We start from the raw sequence: 19,774 nt of genomic DNA, 5'->3' as shown, positions 1-19,774 counted from the left end.
TACCTTGCTGTTACGGTCTTCGACTGAAGAAACGGCATTCCGGTAGAGTCGGTCGAGTGGTACACCCTGGAGATGGACAAAGACTGAACCCACTTGAATCACCTGGTGTCGCCGAAACCGCCAGTTGGCCACCTGTAATTCCGCTCGCAGAAGCACCTCGCGGTCGCGACAAGTGGGCCCGCGGTCGATTCGCAATGGCGATGTGGTCCTTGGCCGAGTGGAGCCTTGTCACCAATCCGCTCCAAGTTTCTTCTAGAGTGCGGGTCGGCGTGCTCAGGCTGTTCGGTGCGAAAATAGGCAAGCAAGTCGTGTTTCGCGCGCGCACCCGGGTAAAGTTCCCGTGGAATCTAGAGTTAGGCGATGGCTGCTGGGTGGGTGAGGGCGTCTGGATTCACAATCAGGACAAGGTCCGGGTTGGACACGACGTAGTCTTGTCACAGGAAGCCTTCATCACGACAGGAAGCCACGCACACCGCACAGACATGGCGCTGCTAACTAGCCCCGTCGTCGTATCCGACGGTGCTTGGGTCTCAACTAGGGCCGTCCTACTCGGCGGTAGCAGCGTGGGCCAATCAGCGCTCGTCGCTCCCACTGCGGTGGTAGTCGGCGATGTCCCCCCTGGCGCCATCGTTTGGGGAGCGCCGGCTGTTGAGACAGGTCGTCGGTTCTAGTCGTGCCTATGAACTCCCTTCAAGGTCATGGCAGCCGTACACGCCGAGAGCTCAAGAATCCCGCCCTGGCCAAGGTGCACCGACTGATTTCGAACAATAGATTGGTCGTCACCCACTGGTATCGCGGTCGCGCAGCCGCAAGCGAGGTCGTCGGGCATTGAGAGTTTTGCACGTAGTCGCGCACCTCGACCAGGTTGCCTCTTACGGCGGCCCAGCACGAGTTGCAGAAGCGCAAGCGGACTTATTGGCAAACGCAGGCGTTGACGTGACGCTCGTCGGTAGCTCTGGCGGTCCGCATCAAGACTCCTGCTCCCGGGGATCAGGCGCCAAAATCGTTCGGCTGCCTGGCCGCTTCCTCGCAGGCCGCTCTCGATACTTGGGCCTCGTGTCACCGGACCTTGTGGCTTACGTCCGGCGCAGTTCCGCGCGCTTCGACGTGGTCCACGTCCATATGGCACGCGACTTCGTCACACTCTCCGCAGCAGCCGCTGTTTCGGCCGCAACGCTTGTTGTTCAAACACACGGCATGCACCAAGTCGCGAATCGGCTAGCCACAGCGTTATTAGGGCATCGTGTCGACGATGTTCTATCGCGAGCATCCGTCGTACTCGCGTTGACGGAGGAGGAACGGCGTATCTTCGTCGAGCGAGGTGTCCCTCCCGAGCGCGTCGTCACGCACCCTAATTTCACAAGGATTCCAACCGTGGAGTCGTTCCGCGAGCCGTCAGCAACGCCCCAAGTGCTGTTTCTCTCTCGCTTGCATGCGAGAAAGCGGCCGCTCATGTTCATCGAAGCCGCGGCGCTCGTCGCGCCGCGCATTCCGGCAGCGAAATTCGTGCTCGTCGGCCCCGATGGCGGCGAAGCCAAGCGCTGCTTGTCCCGAATTGCCGCGCTCGGCGTAGAGGATTCGGTCTCGTGGCAGGGCCCAGCGAGAGATTTCGAGCTCACTGGCGTGCTCGACGCATCTGCTATCTATGTTCACTCCGCACGAGACGAGCCGTTCGGGCTGACAATCATCGAGGCACTAGCGCGCGGCGTGCCGGTCGTCGTCACGGAGTCTGCAGCCCTCGCTCCAATTCTGCGCAAGTGGCGTGCTGGCACGGTAGTTGGTGATTCGGCGGCTGCCATTGCGTCGGGAGTGAGTGAACTCCTTCAAGACCCGGCTTTGGCTCAGTCTCAAGTGAGGAATGGGCTCGCGTTGGTCACCGATCGCTTTAGCGGCGACGCGCAGCGCGCCCTATTGTTGAGCCACTACCAACAGCGCGCGAGTCCGCTCGTTTGATGAGCAATACAGCTGAAGGCCGTGTCGACCTACAACTGAGTCGCACGTCCTCGGCGCACCATGCTGCAATGGACTAGCGACGGCATGGGCGTGCACGGCGTATTGTCTCTGCGCGCACAGACGTCGTCTGGCTACGATGTGCCCGGCGTGGCCGCTGCACTCAAGTAGAGTTGAGACCGTGATCGCGTCCCACAAGCACGGTTTCGTTTTCTTGAAGACTCTCAAGACGGCAGGAACGAGCATTGAGATTGCGTTGTCCGGAGTGTGCGGGCGGGAAGACATCCTGACACCATTGCACCCGCCTGCAGACGAAGAGGCCCGCCGCGCTCGGTCTGGTCTGGGTGCGCAGAACTTCCGATTCCCGGTCACTCGCGCAAGCACGCTCAGCGGTTCTGACTGGAAGCGCTTTGTCCTCGGGCGTGGATGGAGAAAGGCGTACAACCACATGTCGGCCTGCGAGGTGCGACAGCTAATTGGTCCAGAGCGCTTTGCCGATTACGTCAAGTTTGCAGTAATACGCAACCCGTGGGACGCCGCCGTTTCCCATTACTACTGGCTGCATTCAGACACCCTCTCGTTTGACGAGTACCTGCGCAGTCCACACCTTGAGTTCTTGACCAGAAACTGGGAGATCATTTCGATCGATAACTCCGTGGTTGTGGACCATGTACTGCGGTTCGAGCAACTCTCAGATGACTATTCTTCAATACTCCGGTCCCTCAAACTGCCCGCTGGCGCCGCTCTACCGCACGCGAAGTCAAGTACTCGACCTGCGTCCGCCAGGTACCGGGAAATGTACGACGCAGAGGGCGTGGAACGGGTGCGCTCAGTTGCACATCCACAGATCGAAGTGTTCGGATACGCGTTCTAGGCCAACGCGAGCAACTGCACTGTCAGCAGGTTTGTGGCTACGAAAGGGCGTTGGTCGCTTTCCGCCGTCCAAACCTAATGTGACGAACGCTGCGCCGTGTGTGCCGTTTGGAACGAAAGGTTTGGTATGCGAGTAGAGCCAAGGCGCGCGATTGGGTCGCCATCGTTCCGCTGCTTCGTACCCGCGAAGGGGGTCCCAGTGGAGCGCACTGGCTCGTGCACGCCTAGGTGCGGGGCCGATACCACGAGTCAAATAGTGTTGCTCACGCCCGCAAGAATCTCGGAGCATCGGGGAGAGTGTCGATGAGTCTCAGATCCGCAGCGCTGAGCGGCGGACGTGCCACATACGTTGGACAAGGCATCAAGTTGCTGCTGCAACTAGTTTCGGTTGCGGTCCTCGCACGTCTCCTCACACCTGAGGATTTTGGTATCGCAGCGATGGCCGCCGTGGTTGGCGGAGTTACTGGAGTCATCGCGACCGCTGGAATACCGCAAGCGCTCGTCCAAACGGGGTCGCTCACGCAGGCGCGATTGAGTCGCGCATTCTGGTTCAGCGCACTCGTGGGTGCGGCTGCTTCTGCTCTCGTCTTTCTTGGTGCCTCGACATTGGCTTCTCTAATGGGCGAGAGTGCGCTTCTCGTGGCATTTAGGTTCTTGTCAGTAGGCTACTTCTGCTCTGCAATCGCTGCGGTGTTCGTCGCCAAGCTCACACGCGATCTAAGTTTCCGCAGGATAGTGTTGGCCGAGTCGCTCGCACACGCGGGCGCGATACTGGCGGCCGTGTGGGGGGCACTCGAAGGCCTGGGCTTCTGGGCTCTGATCCTTCAACAGCTGGTTCAGCCACTGTTGCTCGTTGCGTTGGCGGGGCCACTCTCTGGGTGGCGGCCAAGCAGTCCCTTCCGTCGAGCGGACATTTCGGACCTTCTGTCCTTTGGGGTCGGCAGCCTGGGAGCACAGTTGGTGACATACCTCGGCTCCGCAGCGCCTGTCTTCTTCTTGTCCCGTGCCGCTTCCACATACGAGGTTGGAATCTATAACCGAGCGCAGACCGTCACTCAGCTCCCGGTGCAACAGATTGGGCCACCAATCACCCGTGTCGCCTTCCCAATCTTGTCCCAGCTGCGCACGACGCAGTCCTACATTCCCTATCTCCTTCACGGGACTGCAGCGGTCGCCTACAGTCTAGGCACCGCTATGGTGTTGATTAGCGCCATGTCCACGCACGTTGTCGCGGTGTACCTCGGCAGTGACTGGAGCGACGCGAGCCCAATTGTCGCGATACTTGGGCTCGGTCTCATTGCGCAAGCAGTTGGCACCTCACAGAGTTGGGTGTTCTCGTCGCTAGGCATGACTGGTGTGCAGTTTCGCTACGCTCTGCTGTCGCGGGCGATCGCCGTCACAGTCGTGGCGGCCACTGCGGCGAGCGGCGGCGTTATCGTCGCCGCTGCAACGGCAGGCGGCATGCTGCTCCACTATCTGATCATGTCGTTCGTAGCCATGCGGCGATTGGAACTTGATGCTAGGCCGCTCCACCTATTGCAAGTGCGGGTACTACTCATAATGTTCGCGACATGGCCGATCGTGCACATGTGTGCGGGCATCGCGTATCGGCTCGGTGGAGACTGGATTGCACTAGCAGGCGGAAGTGTCGCGTTCTCGCTCTCGCTCGCAGCACTTGTTGGCGCGTCCCGAACCGTTCGCGAAGATATGCGGGGGGTCGTGTCACTCATGCGCGACTCGCTAGCAGGTCCCCGTCGTGCTAGGAGTCAGTAGACAGCGCGGTGGCAGTCTGCGCTCTGTGCGTCTCAGGAAGGGCGGCGATCATCCGTTCGCGTGAACCGGCGGGGTGTACGGCACGCCTCACCGGCGCCCACGCGAGCGGCATCCGTACCTAGCTATGCTTGATGCGTGGCTGACTTCGAGAGGCACCTCAATGACAAGCAACGAGGTTTCGCGTTTGAAGACGCTTCAAGTCGCCTGGGACTCGTCGCCTTCGGAGGGATCAAGGGAGGGCTCGTCGTTCCACCGTTCGAGTTCTTCAGTCTCTTGAGCGATACCCAAGTCACGAAACTGTTCGTTCGCGATCTAGAGCAGTGTTGGTACGCACGTGGCGTACCGGGACTCGGAGAGAATCTACGCGAGGTCGCGACGAGCATCGAGGCCCTAGCGAGCAAGCATGGTTTCCGTCCCGTATTTGTTGGCGTATCGGCCGGCGGGTTCGCTGCTGTAGCCGCTGCGGCGCTGACAGGCTCCGCTGAAGCCCATGTCTTTAGTCCACAGGTGTCGCTACGCTGGGCAGACCGCGTGCGCATGCGGGATGGGCGGTGGCCAGAGCACGTCGCCCGCCTTAGGGACTCCCCAGATCCGATTCTTGACCTGCGCCCTCTACTGAGATCGGCGCCCGGTACACGCGTCTCAATCCACGTTTCTCAGGCGGACCAGTTGGATATGCGTCACGCGAAACTAGTGGAGCGACTCCCAAACGTTGACGTCCATCGTTACGCGGACGGCGGGCACCAGGTCGTGAAGCATCTTCGTGACAGTGGCGACTTGAGCGATATTCTGCACGGCGCGCTTGGATTGGCGTGAAACCGGAACAGCGAAGTCTTCGTCGGCCGAAACCGCGCGGGGGCGTGTCGTGCAACTTCGGGGCCCGACGCACGATTGATGTTGCTCCCGGGTTGTCCGTCGTACGGAGTCGCAACGCAAACTAGTGCGAACTCGCAGTTGGAATCGAAACCGCGGATCTGCAGACCAGGTTAGGTCGGGGCAAGTTAACGCCATCGTAGCGACCACTGCATGGCCGGACTCCTACTAGTCTGAACTCGGGCCAGAAGCTGAGCTTAGGCGGAAGCATGGCCGCGCTGCTCTGGGGCATTCACCCGCGAGCAGAATTTCGAACAACCCGGCCCCCGAGACTCCTGGGTGACGGCCTTGGCAACGGCACCAAGTTCACGCCGCACTCCTCGCCTTAGCTGTTCTTCCCCGTGAGGTTGTGAACGCGGTCGGCGGGCGTTGATCCGTCGAGTGCGGTGTGGGCGCGATGGTGATTGTAGTGATGGAGCCAGTCGTCGTAGGTGGCTGCGCGGGCGGCGTCTGAGCGGTAGGTCTGGGCGTAGGCCCATTCGGCGGCCAGGGTCCGGTTGAACCGTTCGACCTTGCCGTTGGTTTGCGGCCGGTAGGGCCGGATGCGGACATGGGTGATGTCGTCACCGAGGGCTTGAGCAAACACTCTCGAGCGGTAGCACGAGCCGTTGTCTGTCATCACGGCGGTGACGGTGATGCCATGGTCGGCGAAGAACGCGTTCGCTCGATGCCAGAACGCGGCCGCGGTCTCCTTGCGTTCGTCGGCGAGCTGTTCGGAGTAGACCAACCGGCTGCAGTCATCAACGGCGTGGTGGAGGTAGGCGTAGCCGATGCCGCGTTTGCCACTGTTGTGCCGGCCGGTCTTCTTGCCGACCTTGCGCCAGCCTCCACCGTCGGGGATCCGACCGAGCTTCTTGATGTCGACATGCACGAGTTCGCCCGGGGTGTCCTTGACGTAGTGGACGGGCTTGGGCTTGCGCACCGCCAGCCCGGTGGCCTGGTCCAGGTGATGCAGCAGCGGCATCCGATAGCGGGCCAGCACCCGCCCCACGGTCGAGCGGGGGATCCCCAGGTGATAGCTGATGCGGTGGGGACCCCAACGGCGGTTGAACCGCAGTGCAATGATGCGTCGCTCGCGCCTGAGCGACAACCGGCCCGGACAATGGCCGGGCCGCGACGACCGGTCAATCAGTGCCAGCCCGGCACGATACCTGCCAGCCCACCGCGACGCGGTGGCCGGTGACACCTGGAACCGTTCAGCCGCTCGCCGCACCGTCCAATGGTCATCAACGATCAGTGAAGCAAGCCTGCGACGCCCCTCGGGCGTCAAGGGAGCGTTAGCGTGGGTCACGAAGGCCTCCGTGGAACGAAGTGAGTGTGGTAACCCACATCGTCCCGGAGGTCTTCGCTTACTTCACGCGTTCACAACCTCCCAGGGAAGAACACTTAGCGCTCGAAGTCGGAGCACCCGAAGCGCGCAAGCCCAGCGCCGGACGCAATGCTAGTAGCACACCATCTTCGCCCACTCCTGGCTCAGATCGCACTGCCTCGTCCCATTCGGGCTCAGACAATCGACACCACTTGGCGCACTGCTATGCAAACGGCTCACGGCATGGACGGACGAGGCGCGCTTGGTACGAGCCGAACTATCGGGAGCCGAAGGCAACTACGTACCATCGCCGCAACGAAGTGCGTGAGCGCCAAGCGACGCGGCAGCAGTTTGCGCATTTCCCGACTTGCCACTCCAAGGGGGCGCGGATCCAGGAAACGGGTGGTGAATTCTATGGACACATCGCGAAGCGCGAGCGCCACAACTTGAGCCTCGATCGCATCTAGCGCCGGCCCGGAGAGCGGTAACAATAGCTCACGTCGATCTACGACACAGTCCGATTCGTAGCCGAACGACTCCATCTGCTCGCTGCACAGCAACTCAACAGCCTTCGCTCCGGACTCGGACCCTTCGTCTCGCCATGCGCCCGACCGCGTGGAAACCAGCTTTCCGGCGTTGCGTGACTTCCAGTGCTCACCATCGGCCACCACACTCGAAGCGTGGTCTTCGACATCCAGCATCTGCGCCTCGAAGTCACACCTCAAGAACCCGCACAATCCGCGCAACTCAAGCTCTGGATCTCTCACGAGATCCTCATATCGCAAGTTGTAAACGAGGTCCTGCCTCGAGCGCAAGGCGGCCTCACTCTCTGCGAGTCGCTTGCTCCACTCAAACGCTCCCGCGATCTCGGACGAGAACGAAGTCCAGGGAACTTTGGCGAGCGACCGTGCCACATCGCGAGGATCGCGCACCATGTGAACTACGCGAGCCCCTGGCACATACCGCCAGATGCGTTCGATGTGCGCGAGATGCCCCGGGGTCTTCTCTGCGAGAAGGCGGTCGGGGGCCGGCGTCGCCGTGAGCGCACGGATCATGCTCTCAGCAGTGGCCGGGCGATCCTCCAATCGTTTCCAAAGGGTTGCCTCCGTGACGTGGACCTGTTCGGCGACGCTTGTATCGTTGACCTCGATTCGCATGAGCGCTGCAACGGCTTCCCTCGGCCACCGATCGTCACTGATCGCCCGTCTCAAACGCCTGTCGCTTAACGTGCGAAAGAAGTGTGTTTCAGGACCGACCACGAACCCGGTATGGCCCGCGATCATGGACGCGAGCACGGTAGTCCCCGAGCGCGGGACACCGACAATGAACACCGGTGTGCTAGAAGTGCCAGTCACCCAGGAAATCCTTCCGCGAATGAGTCCGGAGTGTAATTGCCGTCATGACTCAGACCAAGCCCTCGGTTTCGTCAGAAGCGTCCCTATGCGGAACGGGCCGGTGCCTACCGTCGAGCCGTACTGCATTCGGAGAAACGGAAGCAGCGAGCTCCGCGACGGAGGCTCTGAAGCGAGCCGTTGAATAGCTGCGCGACCGTTCGTGCAGTTTAGACAACAAATGGTCGGACTGAGCCGCATCTCGAACCACCCGCCAGTCGGGCACGCTGTCCGCGCTAACAAACACGTTTCCGGCTCCTGTGTCGCGGATTACTGGTTCGTCAGCACACACTGCCAACGTCCCGCAAGCATTCGCCTCGACAATTGGCCAGCAAAAGCCCTCGTAGCGTGATGCTTGGATCAGCATCGCCGCATCAACGTAGAGCGAAACGAGTCGCCCATCGTCGATGTCAGCGAGGACCTCAACGCGTGCCTCCAAGTTCTCGCGCCTGACGATCTCCAACTCATCTGGGTCAAGTGGTGGGCCGACGATTTTGAGTGGCAAGCCATAGAACTCAGGGGAACTGCTGGCAGCAATCCACCACTCGATCGCGAGCCACCTTCGCTTCCGCCAGCCCAGCGACGACACCACCAGAGCAAACCGTTCTGTGACTTGTGCCGCTTCGAACACTTCGAGATCGTTGGCGGCCCTGGCGTATGGGATTCTGGGGTGCTGAAAGAACACATCATCGACGGGGTTTGGTATCACGACCATCCGCCTCGGGTCGAGTCCGATGCTCTTCGCGTCACGCCGGGTACCCTCCGAGACGGCAACAAGCCAGTTAGCGCGGCCAAGCGACCGGAGGATCGAGGCTTGGAGGATGCGGCCCGTAGGGCGCGTCTTGTGCTCCGGGATCAACCCGTACGCGGAACGGATTGCGAACACGTCGTGGCATGTCACAATGGTCTGCTTCTCCCTTGGGACAAACATCTGATAGATCGCGTCCGAATGATCGGCGATATGGACGATGGGGAAGTTGCGAGCCACTGACCTAAGTTGGAACGGAAAGTACAAGAGCTTCTCTGCGTAGGCGACCCACTTCCGCAATAGACGAGGTGATCGTCGGCTCAACCAATCTGATGGCTCGATGAGAACTGAGCCCGGGCACGCGGCTTCATAGGCTTCGAACAGTAACCGCGCGTAGCGACGCATGCTGAGACCGTGACTGGGATGGGCTCCCACAACGAGCACGGGCGTGTTCTTCACTTGGCGCTCCCTTGGCGAGAGAACTCTGTCGTCGAGACTGAGTATTGGGGCCGCCGCGAAAGTGCAGAACGGCGAGCCTCAGCACGGCGCGGCGGTCGAGCCATCCGTTGCATGCGTCCCGTCGCGGAGCGGGCGTGGGGCCGATTCTGGTTCCTTGCCACCGCGCGAAAAAGCTGCAGCATCGGCCAGGCAAGTACTCCGAGCAACAGGGCTCGATTCAGTTGTTGAGCTGCTCCGAGAATCGCTAGCTCAAAGAGCACCGTCGAGAAGAGGAAGGTGCTCGATGCAACCACAAGTAGGGCGCGTCGGGAGTAAAAGCCCTTAGACACGATGGCCGCGAGAGCGCCGCCCCCAGCGCCCCAAAGTACCGCTCCGAACGGCCCCCAAAGTGCATAGCCCTCTGCACCGTAGCCTGCTGCCAGCGACACGTCGGCGAACTGGCCAGGCACAGTCTGGGTGCGTACCTCGCGAGTCCAACGTTGCCCCAGTGTCACGCCGTCATCCATCCCGGGCACCGTGTACTGCACGATCCGTTGCGAGAACTCACCCGCGTTGAGCCACGCATTGCTGCCAACAGCTTGCGCGTCAACAATGGCCGTTAGGCCATCGAAACGCTCCAGCACTGACAGCGCTTGCGCCGCAACAACTGAGCCACCGTAGCGCTGCTCATACACCTCGGCGGTGTTGATTCCCTTCAACGGTTGGATGATTGCGAACGCCGCCAGGGCCGCGAGTCCGACAGAGAGTAATGGCTTAGCCAAACGACGACGACCTTCAATTACCCAGCGGACTACCAGCGCCAAGAAGGGAACTAGGAAAGCCGTCTTCGACGCCGCGCCAATGCCTATGAACGCCTCCGTAGCGACAACAACGACCACAGGCAAGGGCATTAGCGCACGCCGCCGCGTGCCTCCGTAGCACACGATGAACACTCCGGCTCCCACGGGGCCCACGGAACGCAAGATCGTAATCGATGCGGTGAGGTCGCCGAGGGGCAGGGTGCGGGCTAAGGCACCGGCAAGCCATAGCACGAGGCCCGTTGCTGCGAGCGCATGCCGGTCGACGTCGGTCAGCATCAGGCCCTTGCCCCTATGCGAAAGTAGCCCGAGGCGCTTCCCAGTGACCGACGCGGCAACCAAGAATGCGATTTGAGCCGTGGCGGCGATCGCGAGCACCGGAACCAGACTTGACGCGTAGCCAGACTCGAGCAGCCGCAAATCGGCGAGCGAGTCGGCATCCCGCGGTTTGGCCAGCAAGAGGTAGGCCGGTCGGATCGTAAACGCGATAAACGAGAAAGCGGCGTTGGCCCCGAGAACTACGCCGAACACCCCGCGATACTTGAAAGCAAGCCGGCCCTGCAACACGACCACAAGGAAGTTTAGAAACACGAGCGCAAGTGCAGGCGCTTGCGAAGTCAAAGCGCTCCGACCTCGATCAAATGGCGCTCGAACTCTGCCGCGCGGTCTTCGTACGTGAATCCGCCTTGCGTTATGAGGCGGTACCCGGCATCAGCCAAGCGCTCGGCGGATGCGGGGTGCGCGGCAAGCTCAGCAACTCGCTCCCACAACTCTGACTCTGAGCCAAACAAGACGGCATTGCGACCATCGTCGAAGAGTTCCTCGTGTTCGCTGGTCCGTTCGAGAAATGCTAGTTGACCGGTGGCAGGGGTCTCAATGCTTCGATTGGTATGGCGGTCACGATTCTCCGAGTTTAGGCGCACTAGCCCGAAACGAATCATGTTGGCGACCGCCGTATAGTCTCCCCCCATTGCAGGAGTCCGCATCTCGACCCCTCTCTGTCCGAAGGGGTATCGCCGCCTCCATCGAGGTCCCACAACGATTGATTGGCCACGCGCGTACCTGGCGAACTGACGCGGCAAGTCCATACGGTCCGGGCGAGCAGCGCCAATGAAACCGACCAAGTACTCGCGGCTACGAAACTCTCTGGTTCGCTTCCTTATATCGGGGTCATAGGCGCCCCACACAAAGTGTGGATGCCGAACTCCGCGCTCGATCAACTCCGGAACGTTGTGCCGCTTCGTGGTGAGGACAATGTCCCACTGAGGCTCGTATTCAAGGTAGGAGTCCGTGATGTTGTCGGGGTTACTCACATCGTCGAACGACATGTGAGCGTGTACGCGCGCCGGCGTCGCGAGTAAATCCTCTTGCGGAAGGTTTACAGTCTTAATTGCCAGGAGCAAGTCCGCATCAAAGCCGCGAGAGACGTCGCCCAACTCGCGTCGGAACGAACTCGCGGCCGCAGTCGACACCTTGCCAGTGAATCGCAGCCTCGCCCAGGTCGGGGTGAGCAAAGTTCCGGCGTGGTATTTCGTAGTGTCAACACTTCGCACGTCGTGCCCCGCGCGACGGTAGCCTTCGGCAACGCTCCGCGAGTTTTGCCCATACGACATGTTGCCCACGACGATCACTCTCACGAGTCGCTAGCCTAGCGGTCTCATGCCGGCGCGTAGCGCTGATAAAGGTCAACGTGGGCGTCCACTGTACGCGCCCACGTCCGATTCGACATGTCGGGCCACCCAGCACGGCCTTCAGACTGGACTGACACCAAGGAAGCTTCTAGCGCGGTGGCGTCGAGAGGCGCATCGAAGAGTTTGACCCACTGACTTCCGAACTCCTTCTCGAGTGATTGCCCATGAGCGTTCCCTTCAATCAAGACAGGAGTACCGACACTAAGGGCGAGAAGTACCGCCCCTGAATTGGTAGTGTTCCGTCGAGGAAAGACAGCAAGTAGCGACTGTGAAATCAGCGAAACGAGCTCGTCGTCCGACGCCCTCCGGGGCACCAGCTTAGCGCCGTCAATCCGATTGACGAGCACCGATAAATGGGCTGCATAGGCGGGCGAGGCGTCACCGACTATCGAAAGCGTGCTCATCCCCTTGGACTTCGGCATGCCCGCCCAAGCGTCAAGTAGTTCCTCAATGTTCTTGTACGGTCGAAGCAACCCGAAGTGAACCACATTGTTGCGACGCTCCAACGGAAGGTCAGGAGCGGAACGGAGCCCATACCACTCACGATAAGAGGGGTGAGGAACTACGGTCGCATCAGCGGTAATCGTTAACGCTCCAGGACTGAGCATGATTCGGTGGTCGACGATCTTCTCGAAGCGCCTCAGCAACGCCTTCTCAACCCCCCCACCCATTTCGTGAGGGCTCGCGTTGTGGACGGTCCAAACTAGGGTCGGACGTGCTACGCGCGGAGCCCATACTAAGACCGCGAAGCAGATCGACTTAGCCCACCTACGCAGTCTTGTAGGACCACGCAACAAGCTCTCCGGCCAGTGCACGTGGAGGATGTCTACGTCCCGCATGAGTAGTGCCAGCCACGAGAACGTCCGTGTCTCGACTCGAGTCGCCAGCCGCGTCACGAGTTCAACGATGTATGGGTTGGAGTTCTCGTCGAGGCTTCCGACGGAGTGCATTACTCGCGGGCGCGGTTGGACCTTCACCACGTGCTCGCTATGCGGTGTTTGAGCGCTCGGGCGAGATCACAGCTGACAACTTCGCTCGGCGCGAGGACGTGGCGGGCGACGGTACCGCTCAAGTGGTAAGCATCTCCTGCCATCCCACGACTAGTCCCCGCACTGGCCGGAATAGTCGAGCCGCACACGCTAGCTCGAGGAACCGAACGCTTGCAGGTTGCGGTCCTCGTACGGTGACAGTCAACGCTACGCGATGCAGCCCTTCGGCGACCACCGCTCGTGCTCGCCACACGATCGTGCGACGCCGACGCGCCGCTCGAGCACACAAGCCGCCAAGACACTCCCGCAAGCGGCGATGTAGCCCTGCCTCTGCACGCTCGACTCAAGCCGCAGACTCGCGCGATCCGGAGCAAGCGTGACGTCGCGGGTTGCCCCACCCTGCCGCGCGTAAGACTCGCGACGGCAACCGCGCGGTCCATGGTGTCACCCGGCGGCATGCACGCGGCGACGTCGCCTAGCTCAGATCGATATGGTTCGACCGCATGACCCACGCTGGCGGTGCGGGCGGCGGGCTCGCACATCGCGCGGTGGTGCGGGAAGTAACGTGGCCGGCATGAACTGGACAAGCCGTCAACTTCGAATCCAACTTCAAGTCTCATCACTCGCCACATGATGGGCCGGCCGTGCACGGCAATACCCTGAAACTCATCGGGTCAATGAGCGTTGTTAGATCGAGAACACTCCGCTAGGCGCCCTGAGAAACGCGTCGCCGCGCGCCGATCATCACCGCACCCGCGCCGATCACCAGCAAAGCACCCGCGCCGACCGCAAGCCCCATGTTCTCAAAACCCGTCGCGGAGAGCTCCTCCGCAACGACCACGGTGACGGTGTCAACGGGGGCCCCGTCCACGAAGAACGAAACCCCCATAGTGCCTTCGGCATTGGGCGCGGTAACGTTCCAGCTCGCCGAGCCGCTTGCAAGCGACTGCGTGGCTGACGTGACAGTGCCTGCGACAGTCGTCGACGCGTCAGCGCCGGACGTCGTCACGGTGATGTATCCCTCGGTCCCTGCCGAGGCAAGGGTGCAGGTAACGGTCCCTTCGGGCACCGTCTGCGTCGCCGAGCACGTGCCGGCAGCGTTCGGGTCAGGGTAGGTGGCACTAGCGGCGGTGGGCACAGCGGCCACCACAGCGGCCAGTGCACCGATGGCGAACGCGCGACGAATCTTCATATCTACTCCAGAGGGTCGGCCATCGTGTGATCGACGAACACAGCGATGCTAACAGTCGTCTCTCTCAGTATCGACCGCTCTGCTGTAAACATTGAGTTTCGGACCCGGAGTCTGCGCGATGCTCTCATTGACAAGTCCCCGGTTGCGGGCGGCGACCTCGAACTCGAGCGTCGTCGTCTCTCCAGGTAGAAGCACCACTCGCGCGGTCGCGATGTCACGTGTGTGCAGTTGCTCGCCATTCAACGAATCTGCCTGGCCATCACGGGTGAAATGTGTCACTCCCATTCCAACTGGCGGCACGATTCGGACATTCGCGTGAAACTCGCCAGAAGGGACGTAGACGTCGCCCCCGCCCACGTACCAAGGGAGGTCGTCGATGGCTTCGTCGTAAGTATGCGTCAACCGGTAGGTCAGGGCCTGCCGGTTGAGGCTACCGTCGGACTCGCACAGGTGGTCCACGACCGACAGCTCCGTGTCGATGTAGTAGCCAATCTTCGAGCCTGAGCCATCGCTGAGAAAAACGCCTAGGTCCTCGCTCCGCGCGATGAAGTCCCCTGCTATATCGGTCGTCTCGAGTAGGTCCTGCTCTGCATCGGTGGCCGACCAGACGAGGAAACGTCCCTGCTCGATCGCAGACTCGGTACCCGCCACCACGCTCGTCGATCCGGTGAAGAGTTGCCCGAACAGGGTCAGGGAGGCGCGAGAGAAGAAGGCATCTTGCTCTGCTGGCTCGTCGAAGGCGAAGTAGACCTTGTTGAGCATCACGTCAGCCAGGTTGTCGTCGGTGATCTCGACGCCGTCGATATCCACCGGCTCCATACCCGAAAGCATCTGCTGCAAAGCGACAGGATCAATCGAAATGACGGCTTCAGGCGACTCACCAGTCTCGCGCTCCCAGAAGGCAGCCATGATCTCGGCAGCACGCGGATACTCCGGGGTGAAATTCACATCCTGCGGGTACCAGACCATGCGTTCGGTGAACACGCGGACTTCGTCCTCCGTGAGCGCCGCGACAGGGTTCTCCGGATCGCGCATGCTCGCGGCCGAGATGTACCGGCCGAGGGACATCCGTCCATCGTCGACCGTGAGCTCAAGCACCGCGCCGGGGATGCCGCCACTCGAGCGCGGCTCGGCATTGTTCTGCACCATGACTATGTAGGAGCGCGGGCCCTCTGCGCCCAGCATCGACGGCAGGACCTCGGCCGCGACATGCGCGCCCTGCACCAAGTCCGTCAGCGTCGCCAGTTGCGACTCCAAGGTCAGGAACGGTTCACGGACAGCGCCGATCGTCGAGCCGAGCGAGACCTCCGCCAGCTCGGCAGTCTCCCCGTGCAGGGTCTGCGCCGAGGACGCGAGGACCTCCCTGTAGGGCTCCAGGAAGTACGGGTCGATACGCCCCTGCTCGATGGGCGGCACCTCGAGCGCGCTCAGGTCGTCAAGATCGGCGAGCGGCCCCAGCGCATCGGTGCTCACGACGGCGACCGACGCCCCCGCCTGTTGCAGCGGAACGGTCTGGTCCTTCACCCACGGGATCCACCCGGCGATGGTCCAATGAACACCGGTGGTGTGCGACGCGAACTCATCCGCCGACGCCTGGAGCGCCGTGACCTCACTCGCGAGCGCGTCCGCGTCCCGCTCGCTCACCGCCTGCTGCGCACCGGCAGCATGGGCCTCCAGCTCGTCCGCGGAGGCGAGTATCCGCCAGCCATCCCACGCGAACAGCCCGGCGAAGAGGGCGAGCACCAGGAGCACACCGCCTACGATCCACGGCCAGATCCGACGCCGAGGCGGACGGGCGTGGGACGGTACCGTGGTCATCGATCTCTCCTGGACTGCTGCGCGGTCGGCACGACAACGAACGACGGGACCAACTAGTGACCAGCATCCTCACGGTGTGCACCGGAAACATCTGCCGATCACCCGCCGCCGAACTGCTGCTCAGAGAGTACCTGGGAGATATCGCCGTGATCTCCAGTGCGGGCACCAGCGCCATGACGGGCCACGGCATCCCGGCGGAGATGCTGATGAATCTCGACGGCGCCGGCCTCGACGGGCGCGAGCACCGCGCGCAGCCCGCCACCGTGGCCCTCCTCCAGGAGGCTGACCTCGTCATCGTCATGGCGGCGGAGCACCGCACGAGGATCGTGCAGGACTCGCCTGCCGCGCTGCGCAAGACGTTCCTGCTTGACGAGATCGCCCGGGCCGGCCGGGCGAATGCCCCGCTCGACGGCGCCACCCCGGCAGAGCGGCTCTGCAACGTACCCGCCGCGATCCGCGACTTCCGCCCCGAGCTCGCATCGGTCAGCAGCACCGACGTGCCCGACCCTTACCGGCGCAGTCAGGCGCGCTACGACGAGGCGTTCGCCGTCATCGACGCCGCCGTCAAGTACATCAGCGCGTGGGTGCGCGGATGAGCGCACAGCGACTCACGGTCGTCGGCATCAACTACGCCCCGGAGATCTCGGGGATCCCGCCCTACACGACCGCCCTCGCCGAGCACTGCGCAGACGCGGGCATGGGCGTCACAGTGGTGACAGCGTTCCCGCACTACCCCCAATGGAAGCGGTACGCGGACTACAGCGGCCTCACCATGACTGAAGAGATCAGTGGCGTGCAGGTCAGGCGCCGCTGGCACTACATCCCCGCCTCGCCTCGCGGGCTCAAGCGCCTCGTGTCCGAGCTCACGTTCGGGGTGACCAGCACGCTCGCTCGGTGGAAGTCGCCGGACACTGTCGTGGTCGTCTCCCCCGCGCTGTTCGGCGCGACCATCTCGATGGCGCGCGCGGCGCTGCGGCGAGGGCGGACGGCGGTCTGGGTGCAGGACCTGTACTCCCAAGGGATGCAGGAGACGGGAGAGGGCTCCGGTGCGGTCGTGCGGATCGCTGGGGCACTGGAGGGGTGGACCTTGCGCAGGGCCGATGCCGTGGTCGCCATTCACGACGCGATGGCCTCCCGCATGGTCGAGAGCCTGGGCGTGGACCGCGAGCGGATCACGGTGATCCCCAACTGGACGCACATTCGGGCCAGCACTGCGACGCGCTCTGAAGCGCGCGAGGCTTTGGGATGGGATCCGGACGCCTTCATCGCGCTCCACGCAGGGAACATGGGGTCGAAGCAGGGCCTCGACAACATCGTCGAGGCGGCACGGCTCGCCGATGCGCGCGCTGGCTCGGTCGAGTTCGTCATGCTGGGAGATGGGGGCGAGCGGAGTCGCCTTGAGGCGGCGTCGGCTGGCATGACGTCGATCCGCTTTGTCGACCCCCTGCCGGGCGACTCGTTCCCGTTGGCGCTCGCTGCTGCCGACGTGCTGCTCGTGAATGAGTTGCCTGGGATCCGCGAGATGGCTGCACCGAGCAAGCTCACAAGCTACTTCGCCGCCGGCCGTCCGGTCGCCGCGGCCGTGTCTGCCGACGGAATCGTCTCGCAGATCATGGCGAAGGCTGGAGCCGGGCCGGTGGTGACGAACGAAGAACCTCACGCCCTGCTCGAAGCACTCGAGACGCTGCGCAACGATGAGGGTGCACGAACCGCCTTTGGCGCTGCCGCACGAGAGTACTGGCGAAGCAACCTGTCCGCCGACTCGGCGCTCGCGGCGTGGCAGAATGTCATTTCGAACGCTGACCGGAATGCACCGGCAGCGCATCAAGAACCGTAGCTCAGGGGGCGTCAAAACCGTGACAAAGAAGGCATTCATCACTGGTGTGACGGGTCAGGATGGTTCGTATCTGGCGGAGTTGCTGCTCGCCAAGGGCTATGAGGTTCATGGTCTGATTCGTCGTGCGTCGACGTTCAACACGTCGCGGATCGATCACCTGTATACCGATCCGCACAACCCGGATGCGAAGTTCTTCCTCCACTACGGCGACCTCAGTGATGGTTCGCGTCTGGTGTCTCTGCTGCATGACATCAACCCCGACGAGGTGTACAACCTTGCCGCGCAGTCGCATGTGCGCGTCAGCTTCGATGAGCCCGAGCACACCGGTGATGTGACCGGTATCGGCTCGATGCGGATGCTCGAAGCGGTGCGCAAGGCTGGCATTCACTGCCGGTTCTATCAGGCGTCGACGTCAGAGATGTTTGGTGCGACCCCGCCGCCGCAGGGTGAGGACACCCCGTTCTATCCGCGTAGTCCGTATGGCGCGGCGAAGGTGTACTCGTATTGGGTGACGAAGAACTACCGTGAGGGTTACGGGATGTTCGCCGTCAACGGCATCCTGTTCAACCACGAATCTCCCCGTCGTGGTGAGACGTTCGTGACCCGCAAGATCACCCGCGCGGTGGCACGCATCAAGGCCGGCGTCCAGAACGAGCTGTGGCTGGGCAACCTCGATGCGATCCGTGACTGGGGCTACGCCGCCGAATACGCCGAGGGCATGTGGCGCATGCTGCAGGTCGACGAACCCGAGGACTACGTGCTGGCCACCGGTGTCGGCATCACCGTGCGCGAGTTCCTGGATGCCTCGTTCGAGCACGTGGGGCTGAACTGGCAGGACCACGTCAAGTTCGACGAGCGCTACCTGCGTCCCACCGAGGTCGACGCTCTCATCGGCGACCCGACCAAGGCCGAGAAGAACCTGGGCTGGAAGGCCACCGTCCACTCCGCAGACTTGGCCCGCCTCATGGTCGACGCCGACATCCAGGCCCTAGCCCATGAAGGCAAGCCCTGGATCGACACCGTGCAACTCGACACCTACAAGTAGGCATCCATGGCTGACCGCATCGATGACGGGCCGCGCCTCAGCGACGACGTGACCTTCACCCCCGGCCCCCTGGACCGCTCTGCGGCCGTCTACGTCGCCGGCCACCGCGGCCTCGTCGGCTCGGCCATCGTGCGCCGCCTCGAGGCAGCCGGCTTCACCAACATCATCGGCCGCACCTCCACAGAGCTCGACCTCACAGACCGCGACGCCGTGTTCGCGTTCATGCGCGACATCAAGCCCCGCTATGTGGTGCTGGCTGCAGCGAAGGTCGGCGGGATCCTGGCGAACAACACCTACCCCGTCGAGTTCCTCTCGGACAACATCCGCATCCAAACCAACGTCATCGACGCCGCCCTCGACACCGACGTCGAGCGGCTGCTGTTCCTGGGCTCATCGTGCATCTACCCCAAGATGGCGACCCAGCCCATCACCGAAGACGCCCTCCACACCGGATACTTGGAGCACACCAACGACGCCTACGCGATCGCGAAGATCGCCGGCATCATGCACATCCAAGCCGCGAGACGTGAATACGGCAAAGCATGGATCTCCGCCATGCCCACCAACCTGTATGGACCCAACGACAACTTCTCCCCCACCGGCTCCCACGTCCTACCCGCACTGATCCGCCGCTACCACGAAGCCGTCCAGACCGGCGCGAGCGAGGTCACCAACTGGGGCACCGGCACCCCCCGCCGTGAATTCCTCCACGTCGACGACATGGCCGACGCCTGCCTGCACCTCCTCGAACACTACGACGGACCCCAACAAGTCAACGTCGGCACCGGCACAGACGTCACCATCCACGACATCGCCGCCACCATCGCAAACGTCACCGGCTACACCGGCACCACCTCGTGGGACACGTCAAAGCCCGACGGCACACCCCAAAAGCTCCTCGACGTGTCCAAACTCGCCAACGCCGGCTGGACCGCCAACATCACCCTCGAAGACGGACTCCGACAGACCTACCAATGGTTCCTCGACCACCAAGACGACTACCGCGGTTAGGTTCCTCCCGCTTTCTGC

16 protein-coding genes are annotated in these 19,774 nt (G+C 62.4%); 8 read left to right on the top strand and 8 right to left on the bottom strand.

Features of this window, described 5'->3' with window-relative positions:
- Window positions 1–828: 828 nt before the first annotated feature.
- From B7K25_RS14025 to B7K25_RS13550, 4 genes are all read left to right on the top strand, one after another.
- Window positions 829–1,953, top strand: a complete 1,125-nt coding sequence (locus B7K25_RS14025; RefSeq protein WP_084104809.1) for a glycosyltransferase family 4 protein — start codon at window positions 829–831, stop codon at window positions 1,951–1,953.
- A gap of 178 nt (window positions 1,954–2,131) precedes the next feature.
- Window positions 2,132–2,824 (top strand): sulfotransferase family 2 domain-containing protein, encoded by a 693-nt coding sequence (locus tag B7K25_RS13555; protein ID WP_144018876.1) that lies wholly within the window; start codon window positions 2,132–2,134, stop codon window positions 2,822–2,824.
- Window positions 2,825–3,126: 302 nt separating this feature from the next.
- Window positions 3,127–4,596, top strand: a complete 1,470-nt coding sequence (locus B7K25_RS06040; protein ID WP_084104808.1) for an oligosaccharide flippase family protein — start codon at window positions 3,127–3,129, stop codon at window positions 4,594–4,596.
- Between the two features lie 135 nt (window positions 4,597–4,731).
- Window positions 4,732–5,412: a hypothetical protein gene (locus tag B7K25_RS13550; RefSeq protein ID WP_144018875.1), complete on the top strand. Its 681-nt coding sequence runs from the start codon at window positions 4,732–4,734 to the stop codon at window positions 5,410–5,412.
- 382 nt (window positions 5,413–5,794) lie between these two features.
- On the opposite strand, the gene B7K25_RS06035 is transcribed toward B7K25_RS13550, so the two are convergent.
- From B7K25_RS06035 to B7K25_RS06005, 8 genes are all read right to left on the bottom strand, one after another.
- Window positions 5,795–6,760: an IS481 family transposase gene (locus tag B7K25_RS06035; protein WP_084104807.1), complete on the bottom strand. Its 966-nt coding sequence runs from the start codon at window positions 6,758–6,760 to the stop codon at window positions 5,795–5,797.
- 254 nt (window positions 6,761–7,014) lie between these two features.
- Entirely contained in the window at window positions 7,015–8,133 is a 1,119-nt protein-coding gene (locus tag B7K25_RS06030; RefSeq protein ID WP_159450139.1) for a sulfotransferase, read from the bottom strand.
- A gap of 49 nt (window positions 8,134–8,182) precedes the next feature.
- Complete coding sequence (locus B7K25_RS06025) at window positions 8,183–9,376, bottom strand: glycosyltransferase (RefSeq protein WP_084104805.1); 1,194 nt, start codon at window positions 9,374–9,376, stop codon at window positions 8,183–8,185.
- Window positions 9,373–10,794, bottom strand: a complete 1,422-nt coding sequence (locus B7K25_RS06020; RefSeq protein WP_144018874.1) for a hypothetical protein — start codon at window positions 10,792–10,794, stop codon at window positions 9,373–9,375. The genes B7K25_RS06025 and B7K25_RS06020 overlap by 4 nt, the downstream gene beginning before the upstream one ends.
- Entirely contained in the window at window positions 10,791–11,810 is a 1,020-nt protein-coding gene (locus B7K25_RS06015; protein ID WP_144018873.1) for a glycosyltransferase, read from the bottom strand. The genes B7K25_RS06020 and B7K25_RS06015 overlap by 4 nt, the downstream gene beginning before the upstream one ends.
- Window positions 11,811–11,830: 20 nt before the next feature.
- Entirely contained in the window at window positions 11,831–12,472 is a 642-nt protein-coding gene (locus tag B7K25_RS14020; RefSeq protein WP_371328289.1) for a glycosyltransferase, read from the bottom strand.
- A 1,087-nt stretch (window positions 12,473–13,559) separates the two neighbouring features.
- Complete coding sequence (locus tag B7K25_RS06010) at window positions 13,560–14,045, bottom strand: hypothetical protein (protein ID WP_084104802.1); 486 nt, start codon at window positions 14,043–14,045, stop codon at window positions 13,560–13,562.
- 48 nt (window positions 14,046–14,093) lie between these two features.
- The gene (locus tag B7K25_RS06005) at window positions 14,094–15,797 is read right to left on the bottom strand and encodes a DUF4012 domain-containing protein (RefSeq protein ID WP_159450138.1); all 1,704 of its coding nucleotides are present in this window, start codon (window positions 15,795–15,797) and stop codon (window positions 14,094–14,096) included.
- A 122-nt stretch (window positions 15,798–15,919) separates the two neighbouring features.
- On the opposite strand from B7K25_RS06005, the gene B7K25_RS06000 reads away from it, so the two are divergent.
- The 4 genes from B7K25_RS06000 to B7K25_RS05985 are packed head-to-tail and all read left to right on the top strand — an operon-like array spanning window position 15,920 to window position 19,756.
- Window positions 15,920–16,459 carry a hypothetical protein gene (locus B7K25_RS06000; RefSeq protein WP_159450137.1) on the top strand — a complete coding sequence of 180 codons (540 nt, stop codon included), beginning with the start codon at window positions 15,920–15,922 and terminating at the stop codon, window positions 16,457–16,459.
- Window positions 16,456–17,700, top strand: coding sequence for a WcaI family glycosyltransferase (locus tag B7K25_RS05995; protein ID WP_144018872.1), 1,245 nt, complete (start codon window positions 16,456–16,458; stop codon window positions 17,698–17,700). Before B7K25_RS06000 ends, B7K25_RS05995 begins: the two co-directional genes overlap by 4 nt.
- 19 nt (window positions 17,701–17,719) lie before the next feature.
- Window positions 17,720–18,745 carry a GDP-mannose 4,6-dehydratase gene (gmd, locus tag B7K25_RS05990; RefSeq protein ID WP_200807869.1) on the top strand — a complete coding sequence of 342 codons (1,026 nt, stop codon included), beginning with the start codon at window positions 17,720–17,722 and terminating at the stop codon, window positions 18,743–18,745.
- Window positions 18,746–18,751: 6 nt separating this feature from the next.
- The gene (locus tag B7K25_RS05985; protein ID WP_084104797.1) at window positions 18,752–19,756 is read left to right on the top strand and encodes a GDP-L-fucose synthase; all 1,005 of its coding nucleotides are present in this window, start codon (window positions 18,752–18,754) and stop codon (window positions 19,754–19,756) included.
- Window positions 19,757–19,774 lie beyond the last annotated feature (18 nt).

This window comes from Demequina sp. NBRC 110056 (assembly GCF_002090155.1).
Taxonomy (GTDB): Bacteria; Actinomycetota; Actinomycetes; order Actinomycetales; family Demequinaceae; genus Demequina.
The sequence above is the reverse complement of the archived record's forward strand: the minus strand, read 5'-3'. Positions and strand labels throughout refer to the sequence as shown.